The 23,392-nt window shown below is 71.2% G+C and carries 19 protein-coding genes; 8 read left to right on the top strand and 11 right to left on the bottom strand.

Annotated elements, in window-relative coordinates:
• Nucleotides 1-412: 412 nt before the first annotated feature.
• Nucleotides 413-1,351: a cation diffusion facilitator family transporter gene (locus OHN74_RS36885; protein ID WP_327698907.1), complete on the top strand. Its 939-nt coding sequence runs from the start codon at nt 413-415 to the stop codon at nt 1,349-1,351.
• Between the two features lie 232 nt (nt 1,352-1,583).
• The gene (gene idi / locus OHN74_RS36880; RefSeq protein ID WP_327698906.1) at nt 1,584-2,180 is read left to right on the top strand and encodes an isopentenyl-diphosphate Delta-isomerase; all 597 of its coding nucleotides are present in this window, start codon (nt 1,584-1,586) and stop codon (nt 2,178-2,180) included.
• Nucleotides 2,181-2,183: 3 nt separating this feature from the next.
• Here the strand turns inward: idi and OHN74_RS36875 are convergent, their stop codons facing one another.
• Complete coding sequence (locus OHN74_RS36875; RefSeq protein ID WP_327700397.1) at nt 2,184-2,693, bottom strand: ATP-binding protein; 510 nt, start codon at nt 2,691-2,693, stop codon at nt 2,184-2,186.
• A 243-nt stretch (nt 2,694-2,936) separates the two neighbouring features.
• Here OHN74_RS36875 and OHN74_RS36870 point away from each other — a divergent pair, with 243 nt between their 5' ends.
• On the top strand, nt 2,937-3,701 hold the full coding sequence (locus OHN74_RS36870; protein ID WP_327698905.1) for an enoyl-CoA hydratase/isomerase family protein: 765 nt from the start codon (nt 2,937-2,939) through the stop codon (nt 3,699-3,701).
• Here the strand turns inward: OHN74_RS36870 and OHN74_RS36865 are convergent.
• Together OHN74_RS36865 and OHN74_RS36860 are read right to left on the bottom strand one after the other, a co-directional pair.
• Nucleotides 3,688-4,323, bottom strand: a complete 636-nt coding sequence (locus tag OHN74_RS36865; RefSeq protein WP_327698904.1) for a DJ-1/PfpI family protein — start codon at nt 4,321-4,323, stop codon at nt 3,688-3,690. The two genes, OHN74_RS36870 and OHN74_RS36865, sit on opposite strands and share 14 nt — an antisense overlap.
• Before the next feature lie 29 nt (nt 4,324-4,352).
• Complete coding sequence (locus tag OHN74_RS36860; RefSeq protein WP_327698903.1) at nt 4,353-5,312, bottom strand: GlxA family transcriptional regulator; 960 nt, start codon at nt 5,310-5,312, stop codon at nt 4,353-4,355.
• Nucleotides 5,313-5,463: 151 nt separating this feature from the next.
• Here OHN74_RS36860 and OHN74_RS36855 point away from each other — a divergent pair, with 151 nt between their 5' ends.
• Together OHN74_RS36855 and OHN74_RS36850 are read left to right on the top strand one after the other, a co-directional pair.
• The gene (locus tag OHN74_RS36855; RefSeq protein ID WP_327698902.1) at nt 5,464-5,598 is read left to right on the top strand and encodes an LPFR motif small protein; all 135 of its coding nucleotides are present in this window, start codon (nt 5,464-5,466) and stop codon (nt 5,596-5,598) included.
• Nucleotides 5,599-5,702: 104 nt separating this feature from the next.
• Nucleotides 5,703-8,078, top strand: coding sequence for a Tex family protein (locus tag OHN74_RS36850; protein WP_327698901.1), 2,376 nt, complete (start codon nt 5,703-5,705; stop codon nt 8,076-8,078).
• 138 nt (nt 8,079-8,216) lie between these two features.
• On the opposite strand, the gene OHN74_RS36845 is transcribed toward OHN74_RS36850, so the two are convergent.
• Together OHN74_RS36845 and OHN74_RS36840 are read right to left on the bottom strand one after the other, a co-directional pair.
• Nucleotides 8,217-9,860: an ABC-F family ATP-binding cassette domain-containing protein gene (locus OHN74_RS36845; RefSeq protein ID WP_327698900.1), complete on the bottom strand. Its 1,644-nt coding sequence runs from the start codon at nt 9,858-9,860 to the stop codon at nt 8,217-8,219.
• A gap of 48 nt (nt 9,861-9,908) precedes the next feature.
• Nucleotides 9,909-10,961, bottom strand: a complete 1,053-nt coding sequence (locus OHN74_RS36840) for an oxidoreductase (RefSeq protein WP_327698899.1) — start codon at nt 10,959-10,961, stop codon at nt 9,909-9,911.
• Nucleotides 10,962-11,051: 90 nt separating this feature from the next.
• Here OHN74_RS36840 and OHN74_RS36835 point away from each other — a divergent pair, with 90 nt between their 5' ends.
• Entirely contained in the window at nt 11,052-11,981 is a 930-nt protein-coding gene (locus tag OHN74_RS36835) for an FAD-dependent oxidoreductase (RefSeq protein WP_327700396.1), read from the top strand.
• 133 nt (nt 11,982-12,114) lie between these two features.
• Here OHN74_RS36835 and OHN74_RS36830 read toward each other — a convergent pair whose 3' ends face one another.
• Entirely contained in the window at nt 12,115-13,395 is a 1,281-nt protein-coding gene (locus OHN74_RS36830; RefSeq protein WP_327698898.1) for a M14 family metallopeptidase, read from the bottom strand.
• Complete coding sequence (locus tag OHN74_RS36825; protein ID WP_327698897.1) at nt 13,392-15,353, bottom strand: Xaa-Pro dipeptidyl-peptidase; 1,962 nt, start codon at nt 15,351-15,353, stop codon at nt 13,392-13,394. Before OHN74_RS36825 ends, OHN74_RS36830 begins: the two co-directional genes overlap by 4 nt.
• A 239-nt stretch (nt 15,354-15,592) precedes the next feature.
• On the opposite strand from OHN74_RS36825, the gene OHN74_RS36820 reads away from it, so the two are divergent.
• Nucleotides 15,593-17,086 carry a M1 family metallopeptidase gene (locus OHN74_RS36820; RefSeq protein WP_327698896.1) on the top strand — a complete coding sequence of 498 codons (1,494 nt, stop codon included), beginning with the start codon at nt 15,593-15,595 and terminating at the stop codon, nt 17,084-17,086.
• Nucleotides 17,087-17,156: 70 nt separating this feature from the next.
• On the opposite strand, the gene OHN74_RS36815 is transcribed toward OHN74_RS36820, so the two are convergent.
• The 3 genes from OHN74_RS36815 to OHN74_RS36805 form a co-directional block, all read right to left on the bottom strand.
• Nucleotides 17,157-19,340, bottom strand: coding sequence for a 3-hydroxyacyl-CoA dehydrogenase NAD-binding domain-containing protein (locus OHN74_RS36815; RefSeq protein ID WP_327698895.1), 2,184 nt, complete (start codon nt 19,338-19,340; stop codon nt 17,157-17,159).
• Between the two features lie 76 nt (nt 19,341-19,416).
• Entirely contained in the window at nt 19,417-20,631 is a 1,215-nt protein-coding gene (locus OHN74_RS36810) for an acetyl-CoA C-acetyltransferase (protein WP_327698894.1), read from the bottom strand.
• A 51-nt stretch (nt 20,632-20,682) separates the two neighbouring features.
• Nucleotides 20,683-21,819 carry a CaiB/BaiF CoA transferase family protein gene (locus OHN74_RS36805; RefSeq protein ID WP_327698893.1) on the bottom strand — a complete coding sequence of 379 codons (1,137 nt, stop codon included), beginning with the start codon at nt 21,817-21,819 and terminating at the stop codon, nt 20,683-20,685.
• Between the two features lie 207 nt (nt 21,820-22,026).
• On the opposite strand from OHN74_RS36805, the gene OHN74_RS36800 reads away from it, so the two are divergent.
• Nucleotides 22,027-23,214 carry a saccharopine dehydrogenase family protein gene (locus OHN74_RS36800; RefSeq protein ID WP_327698892.1) on the top strand — a complete coding sequence of 396 codons (1,188 nt, stop codon included), beginning with the start codon at nt 22,027-22,029 and terminating at the stop codon, nt 23,212-23,214.
• Between the two features lie 31 nt (nt 23,215-23,245).
• On the opposite strand, the gene mmpA is transcribed toward OHN74_RS36800, so the two are convergent.
• A complete protein-coding gene (gene mmpA / locus OHN74_RS36795; protein WP_327698891.1) occupies nt 23,246-23,392 on the bottom strand; it encodes a morphogenic membrane protein MmpA in 147 nt (48 codons plus the stop codon).

Here is a 23,392-nt window from a genome sequence, read left to right as displayed (position 1 = left end):
CACTCCCTGGACACCGACGCGTGCACGCCGGTCCTGTACATGATGGTGGGGGAACCCTGACCCACGGTGGCCGGGCAGCATGTCGGCAGAGGCTATCGGATGGGGCCACGCCTTGGTTCACCGGCTGCTCAGGGTCCGATTCCGGCGGACCGGCGGCCGCCTCGACCGGATCATCATGAGCGACCCGGCCCGTCGCGACAAAACGTGACCCTCGTCGAGGACCGCCACGGCGTCCCCCGCCGCAGCCCCGCCCGTCGAACCGTGGTGATCTCCGCACCCGCTGACCTGCTTTTCGTTTCCGCAGGTCAGGGCACATGACAACGGTGTTCAGTGCCGCGTTGCCACATACCCCCCACCCGTAGTTCACTGATCCCGGGACGGGGCTCGGAACGAACACCAGGAGGCGGCTTCCATGGGGGCTGGGCACGATCACGGACACGCGCACGGCGCGCCGGCCACGGGTACGGCGGCAGCGGCGTACCGCGGGCGGCTGCGCGTCGCGCTGGCCATCACGCTCACCGTCATGGTCGTCGAGATCGTCGGCGGGATCGCCGCCGACTCGCTCGCGCTCATCGCGGACGCGGCGCACATGGCGACGGACGCGCTGGGCCTCGGCATGGCGCTGCTCGCGATCCACTTCGCGAACCGCCCGCCGAGCGGCAACCGCACCTTCGGGTTCGCCCGCGCGGAGATCCTCGCCGCGCTCGCCAACTGTCTGCTGCTGCTCGGCGTCGGCGGATACGTCCTGTACGAGGCGATCCAGCGGTTCGTCACGCCCGCGGAGACCGAGGGCGGGGTGACCGTCGTCTTCGGTCTGATCGGCCTGGTCGCGAACATGATCTCGCTGACGTTGCTGATGCGCGGACAGAAGGAGAGCCTGAACGTGCGCGGCGCCTTCCTCGAGGTCGCCGCGGACGCGCTGGGTTCGCTGGCGGTGCTGATCTCGGCGGTGGTCATCATCGCGACGGGCTGGCAGCGGGCGGACCCCATCGCCTCGGTCGTCATCGGGCTGATGATCGTCCCGCGTACCTGGAAGCTGCTGCGCGAGACCCTGGACGTGCTCCTGGAGGCGGCTCCCCGGGGCGTCGACATGGCGGAGGTGCGGGCCCACATAGTGGCGCTGCCCGGCGTGGAGGACGTACACGATCTGCACGCCTGGACGATCACGTCCGGGATGCCGGTGCTGTCGGCGCACGTGGTCGTCAGTTCGGAGGTGCTGAGCGGGATCGGGCACGAGAAGATGCTCCACGAGCTGCAGGGCTGTCTGGGCGACCACTTCGACGTGGAGCACTGCACCTTCCAGCTGGAGCCGAGCGGGCACGCCGAGCACGAGTCGAAGCTCTGCCTCTGAGGCCGTCCGGCGCGCGTCGCAGACGGAACGCAGCCGTCCGGCGCGCGCCCGCGTCTCCTCCTTCAAGCCCCCCTCACGGGCGGTTCCCCGGTCGGAGTACAGGGCACGATTGACTTTTCCGGTCACCGTCGGGCCGCTTTCGCGCCGGACATACGAGCGGCGCCGCGAAGTGCCGGGAGTGCCGGATTCGTACGGCAGACTTGGGACTCGAAGACCGAGGCGAAGGATGGGTATGCCGATCACACCTGCCACCGCGACGCACAACAGTTCGTCGAACGGCACCGCAGAAGCGATCTTGCTCGAGCTGGTCGACGAGAACGGCACGACGATCGGCACCGCCGAGAAGCTCTCCGCCCATCAGCCACCGGGCCGACTGCACCGGGCGTTCTCGGTCTTCCTCTTCGACGAACAGGGACGGCTGCTGCTCCAGCAGCGCGCGCTGGGGAAGTACCACTCCCCCGGCGTCTGGTCCAACACCTGCTGCGGTCACCCCTACCCCGGCGAGGCGCCCTTCGCGGCGGCGGCCCGGCGGACGTACGAGGAGCTGGGGATCTCCCCGTCGCTGCTCGCCGAGGCGGGCACGGTCCGCTACAACCACCCCGACCCGGAGTCCGGCCTGGTGGAGCAGGAGTACAACCACCTGTTCGTCGGGATGGCGCAGTCGTCGCTCGCACCGGACCCGGAGGAGGTCGGGGACACGGCCTTCGTGACTCCGGCCGAGCTGGCCGAGCGGCATGCGAAGGACCCGTTCTCGGCCTGGTTCATGACCGTGCTGGACGCGGCGCGCCCGGCGGTCCGGGAGCTGACGGGCCCGTCCGCCGGCTGGTAACGGCTACCGCTGCGTGTGCGCGGGTGTGAGCGGCAGCGCCGCCCAGACGACCTTGCCGCCGCTCGCCGTGTGCTCGATGTCGCAGACCCCGCCCGCCTCTCTGGTGATCTCGCGGACCAGGAGCAGACCGCGTCCTCCGGTCCGGCCGTGGTCCGCCTCCAGGGCGGTGGGGCGGTAGGGGTGGTTGTCCTCGACCGACACCCGCACCCACTCGGCACCGACGGCGACCTCCACGGCGAGTGTCGGCGACAGGACCGCCGCGTGCCGGACGGCATTCGTCGCCAGCTCGGAGACGATCAGCAGCAGTCCGTTCACCAGGTCCGGCGGGGCCGGCACGCCCTGTCGGTACAGCAGGTCCCGGACCGCGTGCCGGGCCTGCGGGACGGAGGCGTCGACGGCCGGCGCGGTGAACCTCCAGACCCCTTCGTAGGGAAGCGGATCCGGGGGTCTGTGCTCCACGGGTTCGCCTTCGTCCGCTGGGCGTGAGCCGGACTCGCGCCCAGGGTTTTCCATCGTTCGGTCGCCGCCCTCGCGCTCGATTGTCACCACATGATGAGTGTTGGCAACGACGGGTTCCCACCGGAGAACTGAACAGAAGTCAGCACGTATCGAGCGCTTCCGACAGATGACGTGCAACACGAGCCCACATGCGACCGCCCTTGGTCATGTCGTGCCGACTTTGTGAACTATTCGGGTTGTACGGGTTTGGTGCCGCCGTCGTCGGGACGCTCGGCGCGGGCGGATACGATCCGGCGCATGGAGCCGCAGCTGACCCACAGTGCCGCCGACGGGATCGCCACAGTCGTCATCCGCCACCCGGCCAAGCTCAACGCCATGACGGCCGGCATGTGGCGCGCGCTGCCGCCGCTGCTCGCCACCCTGGCCGCCGATCCGGACGTCCACGTCCTGGTGCTCACGGGGGCGGGCGGAACATTTTCTGCGGGGGCCGACATCTCGACGCTCCGGGGCTCTCCGGAGGAGGCGCAGCGGCTGTCCGTGCTGGCGGAGGACGCTCTCGCGGCCTTTCCGAAGCCGGTGCTCGCGGCGATCCGCGGGCACTGTGTGGGCGGCGGGGCGCAGCTCGCGGCGGCCTGCGATCTGCGGTTCGCCGAGGAGGGGGCCCTGTTCGGGGTGACTCCGGCGAAGCTCGGCCTGGTGTACTCGGCGTCGTCCACGCGGCGGTTGGCGGCCCTGGTGGGTCCGGCGACGGCCAAGTACCTGCTGTTCTCGGGCGAGTTGATCGACACGGAGCGCGCGCTGCGCACCGGGTTCCTGGACGAGGTGCTGCCCGGGGGCGAACTCGACAAGCGGGTCGCGGAGTTCACCCGCGTCCTTGCCTCGCGCTCACGGCTCACCCAGGCGGCGGCGAAGGAGTTCGCGAACGGGCGCACCGACCGGGACGCGTACTGGGCCGGGCAGGCGAGGGAGAGCGGTGAGGCCGCGGAGGGGGTCGCCGCCTTCCTGGAGCGGCGGCCCCCGGACTTCTCCTGGAGCGGGCCCGCGTCGCCTACGCCACGGTGAACCGGCTGCGGGAGCGCAGCAGTTCGACCACGTGCGCGGGTGCCTTGTGCGGGGAGCCGGCGTCGTAGGGCGGCTGCGGGTCGTACTCCGTCCACAGCTGCAGGGCCTGCGCCTGCTCGTCGCCCGCGATCCGGCCTGTCAGCGTGAGGGCCATGTCGATGCCGGAGGAGACCCCGGCGGAGGTGACGTACTTGCCGTCCGTCACGACGCGTTCCCCCGTGGGTCGGGCCCCGTACTTCGGCAGTTCCTCCAGGGCCAGCCAGTGCGAGGTCGCGCGGCGTCCGGTGAGCAGTCCGGCGCCGGCCAGGAGCAGCGAGCCGGTGCACACGGAGGTCGTCCAGGTGCTGGTGGTGTCGGCGGTGCGCAGCCAGCCGAGCAGTGCCTTGTTGTCCATCTGCGCGGCCTGCCCCGGCCCACCCGGGACGACCACGATGTCGGGCCGCGGTACGTCGGCCAGGGTGCGGTCGGCGGTGAGCGCGAGGCTGCCGCTGTCGTTGCGGACGGGCCCGGTCTCCTCGGCGACGAGGACGGTCTCCGTGTCCGGGAGCCGGCTGAGGATCTCGTACGGGCCGACTGCGTCCAGGGCGGTGAAGCGGTCGAAGAGCAGCAGGGCGATCTGCATGACAGGCCTTTCGGTGCGGTGCGTGCGGGTCAGCGGCTGGGGGCGGGGTGGAAACGGCGGCGGTACTCCGCCGGGGCCGTGCCGAGGCTTCTGACGAATGCGCGGCGCATGGCTTCCGGGGTGCCGTAGCCGCTGGCGCGCGAGATCCGCTCGATGCCGTCGGAGGTGTCCTCCAGGAGGCGCCGGGCATGTTCGAGGCGGACCCGGTCGACATAGCGGCCTGGCGTGACGCCGGTCTCGGTGCGGAAGGCGCGGGCGAAGTGGCGGGGTGAGAGGCGGGCGCGGGCGGCGAGCGACTCGACGCTCAGGTCGTCGTCCGGGTGTTCGGAGATCCAGTGCTGGACCTCGCGCAGCGGCTCACGCCGGGCGGTCTGTACGGCGAGCTGGGCGCTGAACTGGGCCTGGTTTCCCGGCCGGCGCAGGAAGACGACCAGATGGCGGGCGACGGCGAGCGCGGTGTCCCGGCCGAGGTCCTCCTCCACGAGCGCGAGGGCGAGGTCGATGCCGGCGGTGACACCGGCCGACGTCATCACTCTGCCGTCGCGGATGTGGATGGGCTCGGGGTCGACCTCGACGGCCGGGTGGTCGCGGGCGAGCTGGTCGCAGTACTTCCAGTGGGTGGTCGCGCGCAGACCGTCCAGGAGGCCCGCGGCGGCGAGCAGGATCGCTCCCGTGCAGACGGACACCAGCCGCTCGGGGAGCGGCCCGTGCACGCGCAGCCAGTCGACCAGGCGCGGGTCGGCGGGGCGGGTGCCCGGGCCGCCCGGCACCAGGAGGGTGTGCGGTACGGGCTCGTCGGCGAGTGTGCCGTCCGGCACGAGGGTGAGGCCGGCGGAGGTGCGCACCGGCTCGCCGGTCAGTGAGGCCGTACGGATGCGGTAGCTGCCCGGGTGCCCTGTGGAGGCCTGGGCGAGCACCTCGACAGGGCCGGTGACGTCGAGGATCTGGACGTTGTCGAAGAGGACCACGAGGACGGTTCGCTGCGCCATGTCCCGAATTCTCGGCGGACGCGGGCGATGGCCGCAATGACGGGTTCCCCTCCTTTCCTGCCATCGGCACGAGGCGGGCAGGCATGGACGGCGATCTCCGAGGTACCCCGTGGTCCCGGCCGCGGCGGCCGGGAGACGAAAGGGGAGTTACGTGTTCCGTGCGATCGCGGACGTACTGCGCCAGATCGGTGGCGCCATGGCCACCGTCGTGACACTGCCGTTCCGGGCACTGGCCCGGCTGTTCGGCGGCGCCTCGAACTCGTCCCGCGGCGGCCGCCGGGCCTGAGCCGGGCCCGTCCCGGCCCGCCGGGTACGACGCCTGATCCCCCGTTGTCGGTGCCACCTGCCACAATTGCCGCGCAACCTCAGTGGAGAAGGCGGTACGGGATCGTGACGACACCCCTCGTAGGGTCCATCGAAGGCAGGATCGCCGGGGAACTCGGCGTACGGGAGCGGCAGGTGAGGGCCGCCGTCGAGTTGCTCGACGGCGGTTCGACCGTGCCCTTCATCGCCCGCTACCGCAAGGAAGCGACCGAGATGCTCGACGATGCGCAGCTGCGCACGTTGGAGGAGCGGCTGCGCTATCTGCGGGAGCTGGAGGAGCGGCGGTCCGCGATCCTCGAATCGGTGCGCGAGCAGGGCAAGCTGACGCCCGAGGTCGAGGCGCAGATCCGCGGCGCCGAGACGAAGGCGCGCCTGGAGGACATCTACCTGCCGTTCAAGCCGAAGCGGCGGACGAAGGCACAGATCGCGCGCGAGGCGGGCCTGGAGCCGCTGGCCGAGGGGCTGCTCGGGGATCCGTCCGTCGACCCGCTCGCCGCGGCGGCGGCCTTCGTCGACGCCGACAGGGGCGTCGCCGATCCGCAGGCCGCGCTGGACGGCGCCCGCTCGATCCTCACCGAGCGCTTCTCGGAGGACGCCGACCTGATCGGCGAGGTGCGCGAGCGCATGTGGGTGCGTGGGCGGCTGGCGGCCAAGGTGAAGGAGGGCAAGGAGGAGGCGGGCGCCAAGTTCGCCGACTACTTCGACTTCGCCGAGCCCTTCACCGCCCTGCCCTCGCACCGCATCCTGGCGATGCTGCGCGGCGAGAAGGAGGACGTCCTCGATCTGGTCCTGGAGCCGGAGGAGCCGACGGAGGGTCCTTCCTCGTACGAGGCGATCATCGCCCACCGTTTCGGGATCGCCGAGCGCGGCCGTCCCGGCGACAAGTGGCTCAAGGACACCGTGCGCTGGGCCTGGCGGACCCGGATCCTGGTGCACCTGGGCATCGACGTGCGTCTTCGGCTGCGTACGGTCGCGGAGGACGAGGCGGTCAACGTGTTCGCGGCGAACCTGCGCGACCTGCTGCTCGCCGCCCCGGCCGGCACGCGCGCGACGCTGGGTCTCGACCCCGGGTTCCGTACGGGCGTGAAGGTGGCCGTGGTGGACGCGACGGGCAAGGCCGTCGCCACGGACGTGATCTATCCGCACGTACCGGCGAACAAGTGGGACGAGGCGCTGGCCAAGCTGGCCCGGCTCGCCAAGGAGCACTCGGTCGACCTGATCGCGATCGGCAACGGTACGGCGTCCCGCGAGACGGACAAGCTGGCCGGTGAACTGATCACCAAACACCCGGAGTTGAAGCTCACCAAGGTGATGGTGTCCGAGGCGGGCGCGTCCGTGTACTCGGCGTCGGCGTTCGCCTCGCAGGAACTGCCCGGCATGGATGTGTCGCTGCGCGGGGCGGTGTCGATCGCACGGCGGCTGCAGGATCCGCTGGCCGAGCTGGTGAAGATCGACCCGAAGTCGATCGGAGTCGGTCAGTACCAGCACGACCTGTCCGAAGTGAAGCTCTCGCGATCGCTGGACGCGGTGGTCGAGGACTGTGTGAACGGGGTCGGTGTCGACGTCAACACGGCGTCCACGCCGCTGCTCTCACGGGTGTCCGGCATCTCCTCCGGGCTCGCGGAGAACATCGTGGCGCACCGTGACGCCAACGGGCCGTTCACGTCACGGTCCCAGCTGAAGAGTGTGGCGCGGCTCGGACCGAAGGCGTACGAGCAGTGTGCGGGCTTCCTGCGGATCCGGGGCGGGGACGATCCGCTGGACGCGTCCAGTGTGCACCCGGAGGCGTATCCGGTGGTGCGGCGGATGGTGAAGTCGGCGGGCAGCGCGGTGACGTCGCTGGTCGGGAACACGGCGGTGCTGCGGTCGCTGCGGCCCGACGACTTCGTCGACGAGAAGTTCGGGCTGCCGACGGTGACGGACATTCTGCGCGAGCTGGAGAAGCCCGGGCGCGACCCGCGGCCCGCCTTCGCGACGGCCACCTTCAAGGAGGGGGTCGAGAAGATCGGCGACCTGGCGTCCGGGATGGTGCTGGAGGGTGTGGTCACGAACGTGGCGGCGTTCGGGGCGTTCGTGGATGTCGGCGTCCACCAGGACGGGCTGGTGCATGTGTCCGCGATGTCCAGGACGTTCGTCAAGGACCCGCACGACGTCGTGAAGTCCGGTGACATCGTCAAGGTGAAGGTGCTCGACGTCGACATTCCCCGGAAGCGGATCTCGCTGACGCTGCGGTTGGACGACGAGGCGGTGCCCTCCGGGGAACAGCAGGGGGGCGGCGGGCGGCCTCAGCAGCGTGGCGGCCGACCGCCCCAGCCTCGGCAGCAGCGCCAGGGGCAAGGACAAGGGGGCGGAGGGGCTCGACAGGGGGCGCCCGCGCCGGGGAACAGTGCGATGGCCGATGCGTTGCGGAAGGCTGGGTTGGTGGATCCGAAGCGGCGCTGAGTACGGGTACCGGGTGCCCTTTTCTGTGAGGGCACCCGGTACTTGAGCTGACCGGCGGGTGGGTGGGACGGGCGCGAAGCGCCCTCCCAGGGGCGCGGGGAACTGCGCGACCAGCCCCCACCGGCACGCGGTCGGCAGCTACGCGAGCTCCGACACCTTGCCGTCCGCCACCTCGAAGCGGCGGGTCACCTGGACCGCGTCCAGCATTCTCCGGTCGTGGGTCACCAGGAGCAGGGTGCCCTCGTAGGAGTCGAGGGCCTGTTCCAGCTGTTCGATGGCCGGGAGGTCGAGGTGGTTGGTCGGCTCGTCCAGGACCAGGAGGTTCACGCCCCGGCCCTGGAGCAGCGCCAGGGCCGACCTGGTGCGTTCACCCGGGGACAGGGTCGCCGCCGGGCGTAGGACGTGTTCCGCCTTCAGGCCGAACTTGGCCAGGAGCGTGCGGACCTCAGCCGGTTCCGTGTCGGGGACCGCCTCGCAGAACGCGTCCAGCAGCGACTCGGGGCCGAGGAAGAGCTTGCGGGCCTGGTCCACCTCGCCGACGACCACACCCGAGCCGAGCGTGGCGTGGCCCGCGTCCAGCGGGACCCGGCCCAGCAGGGCACCCAGCAGGGTCGACTTGCCGGCGCCGTTCGCGCCCGTGACCGCGATCCGGTCGGCCCAGTCGATCTGCACGGTCACCGGGCCGAGCGTGAAGCCCGGGCGGCGTACCTCCGCGTCCCGCAGGGTCGCGACCACCGAGCCGGAGCGCGGGGCCGCCGCGATCTCCATACGCAGTTCCCACTCCTTGCGCGGCTCCTCGACCACGTCCAGGCGTTCGATCATGCGCTGCGTCTGGCGGGCCTTCGCGGCCTGCTTCTCGCTGGCCTCGCTGCGGAACTTGCGGCCGATCTTGTCGTTGTCGTTGTTCGCCTTGCGCCGGGCGTTCTTGACGCCCTTGTCCATCCAGCCGCGCTGCATCTGGGCCCGGTCCTGGAGCGCGGACCGTTTGTCGGCGTACTCGTCGAAGTCGTCGCGGGCGTGCCTGCGGGCGACGTCCCGCTCCTCCAGATAGGCCTCGTAGCCGCCGCCGTACAGCTTGATCTGCTGCTGGGCGAGGTCGAGTTCGAGGACCTTGGTGACCGTGCGGGTGAGGAACTCGCGGTCGTGGCTGACGACGAGCGTGCCGGCGCGCAGGCCCTTGACGAAGCGCTCCAGGCGTTCGAGGCCGTCGAGGTCCAGGTCGTTCGTCGGCTCGTCGAGGAGGAAGACGTCGTAGCGGGAGAGGAGCAGGGAGGCGAGGCCCGCCCTTGCCGCCTGGCCGCCCGACAGGGATGTCATCGGCTGGTCCAGGTCCACGGTCAGGGCCAGGGAGCCGGCGACCTCCTCCGCCCGTTCGTCGAGGTCGGCGCCACCGAGGTCGAGCCAGCGCTCCAGGCTCACCGAGTACGCGTCGTCCGCGCCCGGGGAGCCGTCCACCAGCGCCTGTGTCGCCTCGTCCATCACCCGCTGGGCCTCCGCCACGCCCGTGCGGCGGGCGAGGAAGTCGCGGACGGTCTCGCCCTCCCGGCGCTCCGGCTCCTGCGGGAGATGGCCGACGCTCGCGCTCGGCGGGGACAGACGCAGTTCGCCCTGCTCGGGCGGGAGCAGCCCGGCCAGCATCCTGAGCAGCGTGGACTTGCCCGCGCCGTTGGCACCGACGAGCCCGATCACGTCCCCGGGCGCGACGACGAGGTCGAGCCCGGAGAAGAGCGAGCGGTCGCCGTGGCCGGCGGCGAGGTTCTTGGCGACGAGGGTGGCAGTCATCAGGAGGCCGATCCTAGCCGCCGCCGACGGGGCCTCGTGTCCCGTTTTTCAGCGGGCCATCGGCTCCACCAGCACGGTTCCCGACGAACGTGCCACGATGAACGACTCCCCTTTCACCGCCTTCGGCTCCAGGGGGATGCGGTGCCGGCCGGGTTCGAGGATGCCGTCGAAGACATCGAGCGTGTGGGTGCGGTAGAGGCGGTCCAGACGGTAGGCGGTGAGGTGGACGCGGCAGGTGGAGGTGACCTCTATACCCGCCTCGCCGTCGGCGGCGACCAGGCGGACGAGCCGGCGCTGCTCCAACGGGCTGCGGTCCAGGGCGTGTTCGATCTGGGCGACGAGGAGCGGGATGATCGGGGCGAGACCGTCGACGTACGCCACCTCGACGCCCGCGTGGTCGAAGGAACGGCGTACGGCGGCGCGTTCCTCCTCGTCGATCGCGCGGCCGAAGGCGACGGCGCCGTAGCCGCGCAGCTCGTCGGCGGGGACGTCCGTGGCGTCCCTGGTGATGTCCGCGCCGATGCCGATGATGCGCAGGGCGGCGGCGAGCTTGGCGAGGACGGCTACCCGGGCGCCGATCAGCAGGACCCGTCGGCGGGCGGCACCGGACTCGGCGGAGTGCGCCGCCTCGGCGGCCTCCGCGGTGTCGAGGAGGGAGCCGAGTGCTTCCCGGTACTCGGCGCCGGGGAAGCGGAAGGGCCCGATGCCGTGGTAGCCGTTGAGCTCCAGGTCGACGTGGGTGTCCGTCTGCCAGGCGAAGTCGCGCCACACATAGTCGTCGCCGTCCTTCGCGATGGCCGCCGTCACCGCACCGCACGCCAGGTCGGCGCACTCGGGACAGCCGTAGATGATGTACCGGCCGCCGGCCAGGGGTGCGTCGGCCTCCAGGAGGAGGCCGCGGACCTGGGCCGTGAAGATCGCGGGCGGGACGTCGGAGGCGAGCGGGGAGACCGCGTCGAGGTCGGACAGCTGGTAGAGGAGGGGACGTCCGTCGACGATGAAGTCGAGGAAGTCCCGGTGGACCTGGTAGTCACCGTTGGCGAGGACTCCACCGGCCCGCATCGCCGGTGCCAGGCCGAAGGTCGCGTACTCGGCAGACATGATGTGAGTATCCCCAGACCGGGACCGATCTGAGCACGGCATGACATATTCCGCTACGGTCCCCCGGTGGAGAAGCGGCGGAACGGTGAAGTGATCGTGGTCGGCAGCGGGGTCATCGGGCTGACGACGGCGGTGGTTCTGGCCGAGCACGGGCGCCGGGTCCGGGTGTGGACGCGGGAGCCCGCCGAGCGGACCACCTCGGCAGTTGCGGGCGCGCTGTGGTGGCCGTACCGGATCGAGCCGGAGGCGCTCGCCGGGGAGTGGGCGCTCGCGTCGCTGTCCGTCTACGCGGAGTCGGCACAGCGGCCCGGGGAGACGGGCGTACGCATGGTCGAGGGTGTACAGGCCGGGCTGCGGCTGGACGCGCTGGGGCCGTGGGCGGCTCGGGTACCCGACCTGCGGGAGACGGCTGAAGGACTTCGGGCGCGGCTGCCCTTGATCGACATGCCGGTGCATCTGGGGTGGCTGCGGGAACGGTTCCTCGCGGCGGACGGAGTGGTGGAGGAACGGTCCGTCGAGGATCTCGCCGAGGCCGCCGAGGTCGGCGCTGCGGATGTCGTCGTCAACTGCACGGGGATCGGCGCGCGCGAGCTCGTGCCCGATCCGGCGGTGCGTCCCGTGCGGGGGCAGCTGGTCGTCGTGGAGAACCCCGGGATCACGACATGGTTCACGGCGGCGGGCCACGGCGACGCGAAGACCACGTACTTCTTTCCGCAGCCCGGCGGCCTGATCCTGGGCGGTACGGCCGAGGAGGACGAGTGGTCGCTCGTACCCGATCCGGCGGTGGCGGAGGAGATCGTACGGCGCTGTGCGGCGGTACGGCCGGAGATCGCCGGGGCGCGGGTGCTCGGCCACCGGACCGGGCTGCGGCCCACCCGCGACGCGGTCCGGCTGGACCGTGAACTCCTGCCCGGCGGGCAGGTGTTGGTGCACAACTACGGCCACGGCGGTGCGGGGGTCACGGTCGCGTGGGGATGCGCGCAAGTCGCTGCGCGGCTTGCCGGGGATGACGGTCGCTGAGCGTACGCGGTTCGTTCACCGCGGGCCGGTGGGGGCTGGTCGCGCCCGCGCGGCGGAGCCGCACATCGGACACAGCCCCGCGCCCCTAAAAGGGGCGCGGGTGCGCACCCGTGTTCCAACGGCACCGGCCCGTTCAGCAGTCGGTGTCCGGCTCGCCCTCCGTCAGGTGGTACGGCGCCCGCTCGTCGAGGAGCAGTGGTACGAGGGCGCGCAGCGACTGGCGCAGCGGGACATGGGCTCCGGCCCCGTTGCCGTCCGGACGTACCCGCACTCCGTGCAACGCCAGTTCGTCTGCCACCTCCTCGTACTGGTCCCCGGTGAGCCGGTAGCCGCACGCCGGGTCCTCGATCACCTCGGCTGGTTCGGCCGGGTCGTTGTCGGCGCCGCCGAGGTAGACCGGGCCGATGTCCCGATAGCCGGCCAGCCGGGCGGCGCCGGTGGCGGCGTCGAGCTGTCTGCCGCGCTCTCCGGCAAAGGTGAACAGCCCCTTCAGAGCCGCGAGTTGGGAGTCCACCCGGCGTCGGTTGTTGTCCGGCTCCGGTGTCCCCTCCGTCGACGGCTCGACACGGCTCTCGATCAGCAGTCCGACCGCGTGCTTCACGCCGGACATGTTCCGCAGGATGCGTTCCTGGCCGTCCCCGGCGACCTGCCGGATCGGGTCACCGGTGACGGGGTCGGTCCAGATGCCGTACGTGCCGGTCGTGAACCCGGCGCTCCGGGCGGCCGGTCGTACATACGTCTGGGACAGGGTCTGTGCCTCGGTGTGCACTGCCGCGTCGGTGTTGAGGTTGCGCGGCCAGAGGTCGAACAGGTCCTTGTCGTAGTAGAGCGGTGTGGCTCCGTACTCGTGCAGGTCGTAGACGACGTCGGGCCTGCGGTCGCGGAGGACCGCCGCCATCGCCCGCGCCTCCGCCGTCCGCAGGGCCAGGTGGTCGCGGTTGATGTCGACGCCGTCGCTGTTGCCCCGGGTGTCGGCGGCCCGTCCGTCGGGGTTGGCGGTGGGGACGACGAGCAGGGTGGTGCGCGACAGGAACGCCTTCGTCCGCGCGTCCTTCGCGTACGCCAGGTCGCGGATGGTCGTGAGACAGGCCTCACGGCCGGACGGCTCGTCGCCGTGCTGGCTGCAGATGAGCAGCACGGTGCGGGTGGTGGGGTGGCGCTCGCCGATGCGTACGAGTTGCAGGGGACGGTTCTGGCTGGTGGTGCCGATGCGGGTGAGCGTCACGCGGGCGCTCGCCCGGTCGACGGCGGCGAGGAAGTCCTGCTCCTCGGGTTGGCTGGTCCAGCGGGCTCCGTTCGTCTGCTCGAATCCGGTGCGTGGGGGCCGGCTTCGGTCCTCGGCCGCGTGGGCGGGCGCCGACAGCAGGGGTGCGGCGAGGGCGGCGGCGATCACCGCGGCCAGGCGCGGATTCATACGGCTCCCGGAATGCGGTGGGCGGCGCGCGGGTCGCGGACGCCGTCGAGCAGGGACGGGCTCGGCGTGGCCGCGGCGCCGCCCGCCGTGGCCCGCGCGAACGCGCCCGCGCCGCCGACGAGGGGGACCCTGGCCGTCGTACGGGACAGGTCGAGTGTCACGGTCGGGGTGGTCGACGGAGGGTCGATGAGGTCCTTGTCCGTGCCCGCGACGATCAGGGCGAGGCGGTGGCCCGCCGGGATGACGTGGTCGCTCGCGTGCAGGTCCAGGGTGATCGCGTAGGGCTTGCCCGGGGTGAGCGGGACGCCCTTCGTGGCCGAGGCGTGATTGCCCAGGTCGGCCCAGCCCCGGCTGAAGATCGTGTAGTCGACAGGCGTCGTCTTCGCCTGTGTCGAGCGGAAGCAGGAACTGTCGCCGGTGGTGCTCGGGCCCCAGCAGGTGCGGTCGGTGAGCGTGGTGATGCCCTCGGCGCCGTCGGCGTAGTCCCGGATGGTGTCGGGGCCCAGGTCGACGAGGACGGCGGTCAGGTGGGCCGTCGAGGTGCTCGGGGTGGCCGTCACGGTCACGGTGGACGAGCCGGAGACGCGCAGGTCCTTGGTGAGCGGCTTGGTGATGAAGCCGGCCTTGCCGGGCGTGGGGCTGTCGATCTGGGCCGACCAGTCGGTCTCGCTCAGGGTCGGGTCGTCGGTGAACTTCGCCGTGCCGGACTGCTTGCGCAGACCCAGGGTTCCGACGCCGGGCTGTTCACCGGTGCCGGGGCGCAGGCTCACGATGTGCGTGGTGCGGGGCGGCCAGACGGCCGACGTGGCCCACTGGTCGGGGTGACGTTCGATGTCGGCCATGGGCTCGTCGTCGATGCCGTTGTCGTAGCCGAGGAGTTCGTGGTCGAACCAGCGGTGCAGGGTGTCGACCCAGGCGGCGCGGCGGAAGTCGAAGGGGTCGACGTGGCCGGTCTGGGAGAGCCAGATCTTGCGCTCGACGCCGTGCTTCGCGAGGGCGTCCCACCACTGGCCGAAGTGCTTGGGGCGGACGTTGAGGTCCTGCTGACCGTGGATGACGAAGACGCTGGCCCTGACCTTCCGGGCGTCCTTCGCGTAGTCGCGCTCGGTCCAGAATCGGGTCCGGTCGCCGGTACGCGGGGCTCCGTCGACGATCTTCTGCTGTACGGCGGCGCACCTGGCGCGGGCGGCCGGGCTCTCGACGTAGTCGGACAGCCATTCGGGGCCGGAGTCGTAGAGGGGGGCGCCCTTGGCGAAGTAGTAGTCGTACCAGGAGGAGATGGCGCTGATCGGGACGATCGTCCTCAGGCCCTTGACCCCGGTGGCGGCGACGCCGTTGGCGATCGTGCCGTCGTAGCTCTTTCCGATCATGCCGGTTCTGCCATTGGTCCAGGTCGCCTTGGCCCGCCCGGCGCCCGTGCGGCTCGTGTAGCCCTTGGCGCGGCCGTTCAGCCAGTCGACGACGGCCTTCGCGGACTGGATGTCGGAACGTCCGCCGACATCGACGCAGCCGTCGGAGCGGTTGGTGCCGGCCAGATCCACGCCGACGAAGGCGTAGCCGCGTGGCACGAAGTAGTTGTCGTAGAACAGTGGCATCTGGACAACGTTGCCGTTCGCGTCGTACGTCTTGCGCTGACTCTCGTTGCCGCGGCCGCAGCAGGAGTAGTAGGGGCTGGCGTCCATGATCACCGGTACCTTGCGGCCCTGCGCGGCGGGTTCGCGCGGCCGGACGATGTCCACGGCGACGCGGTCGGTCTTCCCGTCACTGTCGCCGTCGAGTCCGGTGTCCACCCAGACGGCCTCGCGGATCGCGTTGTCGTAGGAGTAGACGGGTCTGCTCTCCCGTGGCTCCCTCGGGGCGCTGTGGGCGACGGCCGGGGTGAGCAGGGCGGCCGTGAGGGCGGCGGTGGCCGCCGCAGCGAGCGTTCGCCAGGTCGTGGAGCGCGTGCGTATCGGCATGCGCGGACGGTACATCGGTCAACTCCCGCGCAGAAGAGGGCAGCTGAGGGACGGGTGGGGCGAACCACCCATGAAGTGGCTGAGAAGCGCCTGTGCGGCGGGCGGTGTGTGGCGGCCGAATGGCGATCGTGTGACACCGGTGGCCGTGGACACGTGCGGGGCCACAGGGAATGAATAGGCTCCGAACAGACTTCACCTTCCCCCCACGACTACGACTGTCTCTACGACTTGGAGCTCTCGTGCACCGCAGACTCATCGCCCCCGGCGCGCTCACGGCCTCCCTGCTGCTGGCGATCCCGGCATCGGCCGCGAGTCACGTCCCTGGGGCGCCGGGCATCGGCGACCCCTACTACCCGACGTACGGCAACGGCGGATACGACGTCTCGCACTACGACCTGCGGCTCAAGTACCAGCCCGCGACCGACGAGTTGGAGGGCACGGCGACCCTCCTCGCGACCACGACCCAGGATCTGTCCCGGTTCGACCTGGACTTCCTGCTGGACGTCGACGAGGTCCGCGTCAACGGCGTCCGGGCCGCCTTCGCCACTTCCGGCGAGCACGAACTGGAGATCACTCCGCGTACTCCGCTGTCCAAGGGTTCGGCGGTCACCGTCGTCGTGCGGTACAGCGGAGTTCCCTCGTCCGAGCAGGCGTACGGTTTCACCAGCTGGCACCGCACCCCGGACGGCGGCGTCGGCGCCAACGAGCCCGAGTCCGCCTGGTGGTGGTTCCCGAGCAACGACCACCCGCTCGACAAGGCCACGTACGACGTCTCCGTGCTCGTCCCGGACGGCTCGCAGGCGATCTCCAACGGCACCCTCCAGTCGACGAGTTCACGCCTCGGCTGGACCCGCTGGAACTGGCGCTCCAACAAGCCGCAGGCCACCTATCTCGCCACTCTCGCGGTCGGACGGTTCGATGTCACAACCGGGACCACGGAGAGCGGCATCCCGGTGATCAACGCCTACAGCAAGGACCTCGGCGACAACTACGCGGCCGCGCGGGCCAGCGTCGAGCGGACCGGGGAGGTCGCGGACTGGCTGGCTGAGTACTTCGGCCCCTACCCCTTCAACTCCCTCGGCGGATACGTCCCGAACACGAACACGGGGTACGCCCTGGAGACACAGACGCGGCCCTTCTACAGCCCGCGCCAGTTCGCGAACGGCACGAACGTCTCCGTCGTCGTCCACGAGCTGGCCCACCAGTGGTACGGCGACTCCGTGTCCGTCGCCGGCTGGAAGGACATCTGGGTCAACGAGGGCTTCGCCCGCTACGCCCAGTGGCTGTGGTCCGAGCACGAGGGCGAGGGCACGGCACAGGAACTCGCCGACTACGTGTACGCAGTCCATCCGGCCGACGACCCGTTCTGGACCGTGAAGCCGGGTGACCCCGGGCCCGAGCACCAGTTCGACCTGGCCGTGTACGACCGGGGCGCGCTTGCCCTGCAGGCGTTGCGCAACGAGATCGGCGACACGGACTTCTTCGCGATCCTGAAGGGATGGCCCACGAAGTTCGCGTACGGCAACGCGTCCGTCGCCGACTTCCGGGCGTACGCCGAACAGGTGTCCGGCGAGTCGTTGACGGCGCTGTTCGACACCTGGCTGTTCCAGGCGTCGAAGCCGGCGACTCCGGCGGCACGGGCGTCGGTCGCCCCGGTGACGCCGCCGAAGTCCTGGAAGGAGATCGCGGCGACGAACTCCGTGCACATTCACAGCCCGTCTGGGGGAGTCTGAGGACAGGGCCCGTCCAGGGCCGGAGCGGGGGTCCGGGGGCGCCGCCCCCAGGACCGGGGGCGGCCGAACCCTAGCCGTCCCCGAACCCCTCCCCCTTCGCCGCCTTCTCCACCAGCAGCGCCGGCGGAGCGAACCGCTCCCCGTACCGCTCCGCCAGCTCACGCGCCCGCGCCACGAAGCCCGGCAGGCCACCCTCGTAGCCGTTGATGTACTGCAGGACACCCCCCGTCCACCCGGGGAACCCGATCCCGAAGATCGAGCCGATGTTGGCGTCGGCGACCGAGGTCAGTACGCCCTCCTCCAGCAGCCTCACCGTGTCCAGCGCCTCCGAGAACAGCATGCGTTCCTGCATGTCCTCGAAGGGGATCCGCACACCCTCCGCGCCCTCGCGCGTGAAGTGCTCGCGCAGTCCCGGCCACAGCCCGGCCCGCTTGCCGTCCTCCCCGTACTCGTAGAAACCTCCGCCCCCGCTCCGCCCGGTGCGGCCGAACTCGTCCACCATCCGGTCGATCACCGCCTCCGCGGGGTGCGTCACCCACGTGCCGCCCGCCTCCTCCACCGCCCGCTTGGACTCCGCCCGGATCTTCCGCGGCAGCGTCAGCGTCAGTTCGTCCATGAGGGACAGCACCTTCGCCGGGTAACCGGCCTGCGCGGCCGCCTGTTCGACCGACGCGGGCTCGATGCCCTCGCCGACCATCGCCACGCCCTCGTTGATGAAGTGCCCGATGACCCGTGAGGTGAAGAAGCCGCGCGAGTCGTTGACGACGATCGGGGTCTTCCTGATCTGGCGGACCAGGTCGAAGGCGCGCGCCAGCGCCTCCTGGCCCGTCCGCTCGCCCTTGATGATCTCGACGAGCGGCATCTTGTCGACCGGAGAGAAGAAGTGCAGTCCGACGAAGTCCAACTGGCGTTCGACTCCCTCGGCGAGGGCCGTGATCGGCAGCGTGGAGGTGTTGGAGCACAGCAGTGCGTCCGGAGCGACGATGTGCTGGATCTCCTGGAACACCTTGTGCTTCAGCGCCGGGTCCTCGAAGACCGCCTCGATGACCGCGTCGCAACCCGCCACGTCCTGCGGGTCACCCGTCGGCGTGATGCGGGCCAGCAGTTCGTCCGCCTTCCGCTGGGTCGTACGGCCCCGGGAGACCGCCTTCGCGCACAGCTTCTCGGAGTAGTTCTTTCCCCGTGCCGCCGCTTCCGGCGACACGTCCTTCAGCACCACCTCGATGCCCGCGCGGGCACACGAGTAGGCGATGCCCGCGCCCATCATCCCGGCGCCCAGCACCGCCACCCTGCGCACCGGGCGCGGCTCGACGCCCTTGGGGCGGTTGGCGCCCGAGTTGACGGCCTGGAGGTCGAAGAAGAACGCCTGGATCATGTTCTTCGAGGTCTGTCCGGCGGCCAGTTCCACGAAGTAGCGGGCCTCGATGACCTGCGCGGTCTCGAAGTCGACCTGGGCGCCCTCGACGGCCGCCGCGAGGATGCTGCGCGGCGCCGGGTAGGGCGCGCCGTTGGTCTGCTTGCGCAGGTTGGCGGGGAAGGCGGGCAGGTTCGCCGCGAACCTGGGGCTGGCCGGGGTGCCGCCCGGGATGCGGTAGCCGGGCCTGTCCCAGGGCTGTCGCGACTCGGGGTTGGCGTCGATGAAGGCGCGGGCCTTGGCCATCAACTCGTCCTGGGTGGCGGCCACTTCGTCGATCAGCCCGTTCTTCAGGGCGCGCTGGGGGCTGTACTGGGTGCCCTGGAGCAGCACCTTCAGCAGCGCGTCGGCGATGCCCAGCAGACGAACCGTACGGACGACCCCGCCGCCTCCGGGGAGCAGGCCGAGGGTCACCTCGGGGCAGCCGATCTTCGTACCCGGCGCGTCCAGCGCGATCCGGTGGTGGCAGGCCAGCGCGAGCTCGTAACCGCCGCCCAGGGCCGCGCCGTTCATCGCCGCGACCACCGGCTTGCCCAGGGTCTCGATGCGGCGCAGATCGCGCTTGATGGCGAGGCCGCCCTCGAACAGTTCCTGGGCCGTGTCGGGGGTGACCCGGATCAGGTCGCGCAGGTCACCGCCCGCGAAGAACGTCTTCTTGGCGGAGGTCAGGATGATGCCGCGGATCGTGTCCTTCTCGGCCTCCAGGCGGTCGGTGACCACCGCGAGGGAGTCACGGAACGCCTGGTTCATGGTGTTCGCGGACTGGGCCGGGTCGTCGAGGACGAGGGTGACGAGACCGGTGCGGTCCTGTTCCCAGCGGATGGTGGTGCTCTGTGTCATGACGGGGATCTCCGTGGAGGCTCAGAAGTCTTCAGAAGTCTTTGGTGGCGCCGAGTCGGCTGGATCCGCCGGGAGTTCAGACCCGCTCGACGATCGTCGCGATGCCCATGCCGCCGCCCACGCACAGCGTGGCCAGGCCGTAGCGCTTGTCCTGGCGCTCCAGTTCGTCGACGAGCGTGCCGAGGATCATCGCGCCGGTGGCGCCCAGCGGGTGGCCGAGCGCGATGGCGCCGCCGTTGACGTTGATCCTGTCGAGGGACAGGCCCATGTCCCGGGCGAAGCGCAGGACGACGGCCGCGAACGCCTCGTTGATCTCGACGAGGTCGATGTCGTCGATGGTCAGCCCGGCCTTGGCGAGCGCCTTGCGGGTGGCGGGCGCCGGGCCGGTGAGCATGATGGTGGGCTCGGAGCCGGACACGGCGGCGGAGACGATCCGCGCGCGCGGACGCAGCCCGTAGCGCTCACCGACCTCCCGGGAACCGATGGCGACCAGCGAGGCGCCGTCCACGATGCCGGAGGAGTTGCCCGCGTGGTGGACGTGGTCGATCTTCTCCACCCAGTGGTACTTCTGGAGCGCCACGGCGTCGAAACCGCCCAGGTCACCGATGTCCGCGAACGACGGCTTGAGCCGGGCCAGCGAGTCGGCGGTGGTCCCGGGGCGCAGGTGTTCGTCGTGGTCGAGGACGACCAGGCGGTTGCGGTCCCTCACCGGGACGAGGGACCGCCCGAAGCGGCCCTCCTTCCAGGCCGTCGCCGCCCGCTCCTGGGACAGGGCCGCGTACTCGTCGACGTCGCGCCGCGAGAAGCCCTCGATGGTGGCGATGAGGTCGGCGCCGATGCCCTGCGGCACGAAGTTGACGGCGAGGTTGGTCATCGGGTCGTTGAACCAGGCGCCGCCGTCCGAGCCCATCGGCACCCGTGACATCGACTCGACGCCGCCCGCGAGAACGAGGTCCTCCCAGCCCGAACGCACCTTGGCGGCGGCCATGTTGACGGCCTCCAGGCCCGACGCACAGAAGCGGTTCTCCTGGACGCCGGCCACCGTGTCCGGCAGCCCGGCGACGACCGCGGCGACCCGCGCGATGTCGGAGCCCTGGTCGCCGACCGGTCCGACGACACCCAGCACGATGTCGTCGATCGCGGCCGGGTCGAGGTCCGGGAAGCGGTTCCTGATCTCGTGGATGAGGCCGACGACGAGATCGACGGGCTTGGTGCCGTGCAGGGCTCCGTTCGCCTTGCCACGCCCGCGCGGGGTGCGGATCGCGTCGTACACGTACGCTTCGGTGCTCACTGGTGGGCCTTTCGGGGTGGGTTGGGCAAGCGGGCCGGCAGGGGGCAGCGGTCAGCCGCCGTCCCGCAGGAGTCGGGGCACGTCCCAGTCGCGCGCCACGTCCGCCGTGTCGGCGCCGGGCTGGGCGGGACCGCTGTGGATCGACGTGTGGGTGACGGAGAAGCGGGGCGCGGGGGCGGGTTGGGTGATGCCGCCGTGGTCGGTGAAGGTGCCACGGGCGGCCAGGTGCGGGTGGTGCGGGGCCTCGCGCAGCGAGAGGACGGGCGCCACACAGGCGTCGGAACCCTCGAAGACGGCCGTCCACTCGTCCCTCGTACGGGTTCTGAAGCGGGCGGTGACGGCCTCGCGCAGGTCGTTCCAACGGGTGATGTCCTTGCGGGCACCGGAGTGCTCCGGGATGCCGAGCAGGTCGAGGAACTCGTCGTAGAACTGCGGTTCCAGCGCGCCGACCGCCATGTACCGGCCGTCGGCGGTCTCGTACGTGCCGTAGTACGGACAGCCGCCGTCGAGGAGGTTGGCGCCGCGCCGGTCCTGCCAGCCGCCCGCCGCGAGCATGCCGTGGATCATCGTGGCGAGGTGGGCGGCGCCGTCGACGATCGCGGCGTCCACGACCTGGCCGGTGCCTGTCGCGCGCGCGTGGTGGAGGGCGGCGAGGACGCCGACGACGAGGTAGAGGGAGCCGCCCGCGTAGTCGCCCAGGAGGTTCGCCGGGGCGGGCGGTGGGGCGTCCGGGCTGCCGATCAGGCCCAGGATGCCGGTCGGGGCGAGGTAGGCGATGTCGTGTCCGGCGCGGCGGGCGAGCGGGCCCTCCTGGCCCCAGCCCGTCATCCGGCCGTAGACGAGCCTCGGGTTGCGGGCGTGGCAGGTCTCGGGTCCGATGCCGAGGCGCTCGGCGACGCCCGGGCGGTAGCCCTCGACCAGGATGTCGGCGCGGGCGGCCAGGTCGAGGACGCGGGAGGGTCCGTCGGCCGCCTTCAGGTCGACGATCACCGACCGTTTGTTGCGGTTCGTCACGTCGTACTCGGGGTCGACGGCGAGTACGGCGCCCCCGGGCCGGTCCACCCGCACCACGTCGGCACCCAGGTCGGCGAGGAGCATGGCGGCGAACGGGGCGGGCCCGATGCCCGCCAGCTCGACCACCCGCACTCCGGCGAGCGGGCCGCTGCCCGCCGTCCCCGCCACTGACATCGAGCCCCCACTCCCGTGACACAACCGATGTGACACCAGCGATGCTAGGAACGCGTTCCGCCGCGCACAAGGTTTCACCGGTCGTTGATTAAGCAAGCGCTTGGCCAAGCCGCTTCGTTCCGGACAGCGACCGGCCGCGCGACGCCACTCCCCCTCACGCTAGCCTCGACCACCGACAACGGCGCGGGACGCACAACGAGGGGTGTCATGAGCAGGCCCAGCAAGATGGAACGCCCGTACGACATCGTGCTGTTCGGAGCCACCGGCTTCGTCGGCGCGCTCACCGCCGAGTACCTCGCCGCACACGCGCCCGACGGTCTGCGCTGGGCGATCGCCGGCCGCAGCAAGGACAAGCTGGAACAGTTGCGCGAGCGACTCGTGGGAGCCGGAAGGACCGCCGAGGTCGGAGTCCTGGAGGCGGACGTGTCCGATCCGGCCTCGCTGCGCGCTCTCGCCGATCACGCGCGCGTGCTGGCCACGACGGTGGGCCCCTATCTGACGTACGGCGAGGAACTGGTCGCCGCCTGCGCGGACGCCGGCACCGACTATCTCGACCTCAGCGGTGAGCCCGAGTTCGTCGACCTGATGTACGTGCGGCACGACACGCGCGCGCGGGAGACCGGCGCCCGGCTGGTGCACGCCTGCGGATTCGACTCGGTCCCGCACGACCTGGGCGCCTACTTCACGGTCGCGCAACTGCCCGAGGGAGTGCCGCTGACCGTGGACGGGTTCGTGCGCAGCGACGCGATGTTCTCGGGCGGCACCTTCGCCTCGGCGCTCAACCAGTTCTCCCGGGGACCGCAGATGCTGTCCGCGGCACGTGACCGGCGACGTCATGAGCCGCGGCTGCTGGGGCGCCGGGCGACCGCCCCCGCGGGCGCACCCCGGTACGCCAGGGAGGTCGACGCCTGGGCGCTGCCGCTGCCGACCATCGATCCGCAGGTCGTCGCGCGTTCGGCACGCGCGCTGGAACGGTACGGGCCCGATTTCCGTTACCGCCACTACGCGGCGGTACAGAGGCTGCCCTTCGCGGTGGGTGGGGTCGCCGCCGCCGGTGCGGTGGTCGCGGCTGCCCAACTGCCGCCCGCGCGGCGCTGGCTGTCGGGGCGGCTGCAGCCCGGGGACGGGCCGAGCGCGGAGCGGCGGGCGAAGAGCTGGTTCTCGGTGCGGTTCGTGGGTGAGGGCGGCGGACAGCGGGTGTTCACGGAGGTCGCGGGCGGCGACCCCGGCTACGACGAGACGGCGAAGATGTTCGCCGAGTCGGCGCTCTCCCTGGCCTTCGACGATCTCCCGGCGACGGCCGGGCAGGTCACCACCGCCGTGGCGATGGGCGACGCGCTGATCGAACGCCTGCGCAAGGCGGGGATCACGTTCCGGGTCGCGGCCCGCAGATGACCGGCCGGGACGCCTGACGGCTCCCAGGTGCCTACTGGGCCCAGCCGGTGACCGTGTAGATCATGCCGCCGATCCAGGCGAGTCCCGCCAGTGCGGCGACGATCAGTGCCGCCGTGACGGCCCGCTCGACGGGCTGGACGGGGCTGGCGACGGGCTTCGGGGCTCGGTGCGTGGTCAT

It is taken from the genome of Streptomyces sp. NBC_00459 (assembly GCF_036013955.1).
GTDB lineage: Bacteria > Actinomycetota > Actinomycetes > Streptomycetales > Streptomycetaceae > Streptomyces.
This window is presented reverse-complemented; position numbering and strand designations above follow the sequence as displayed.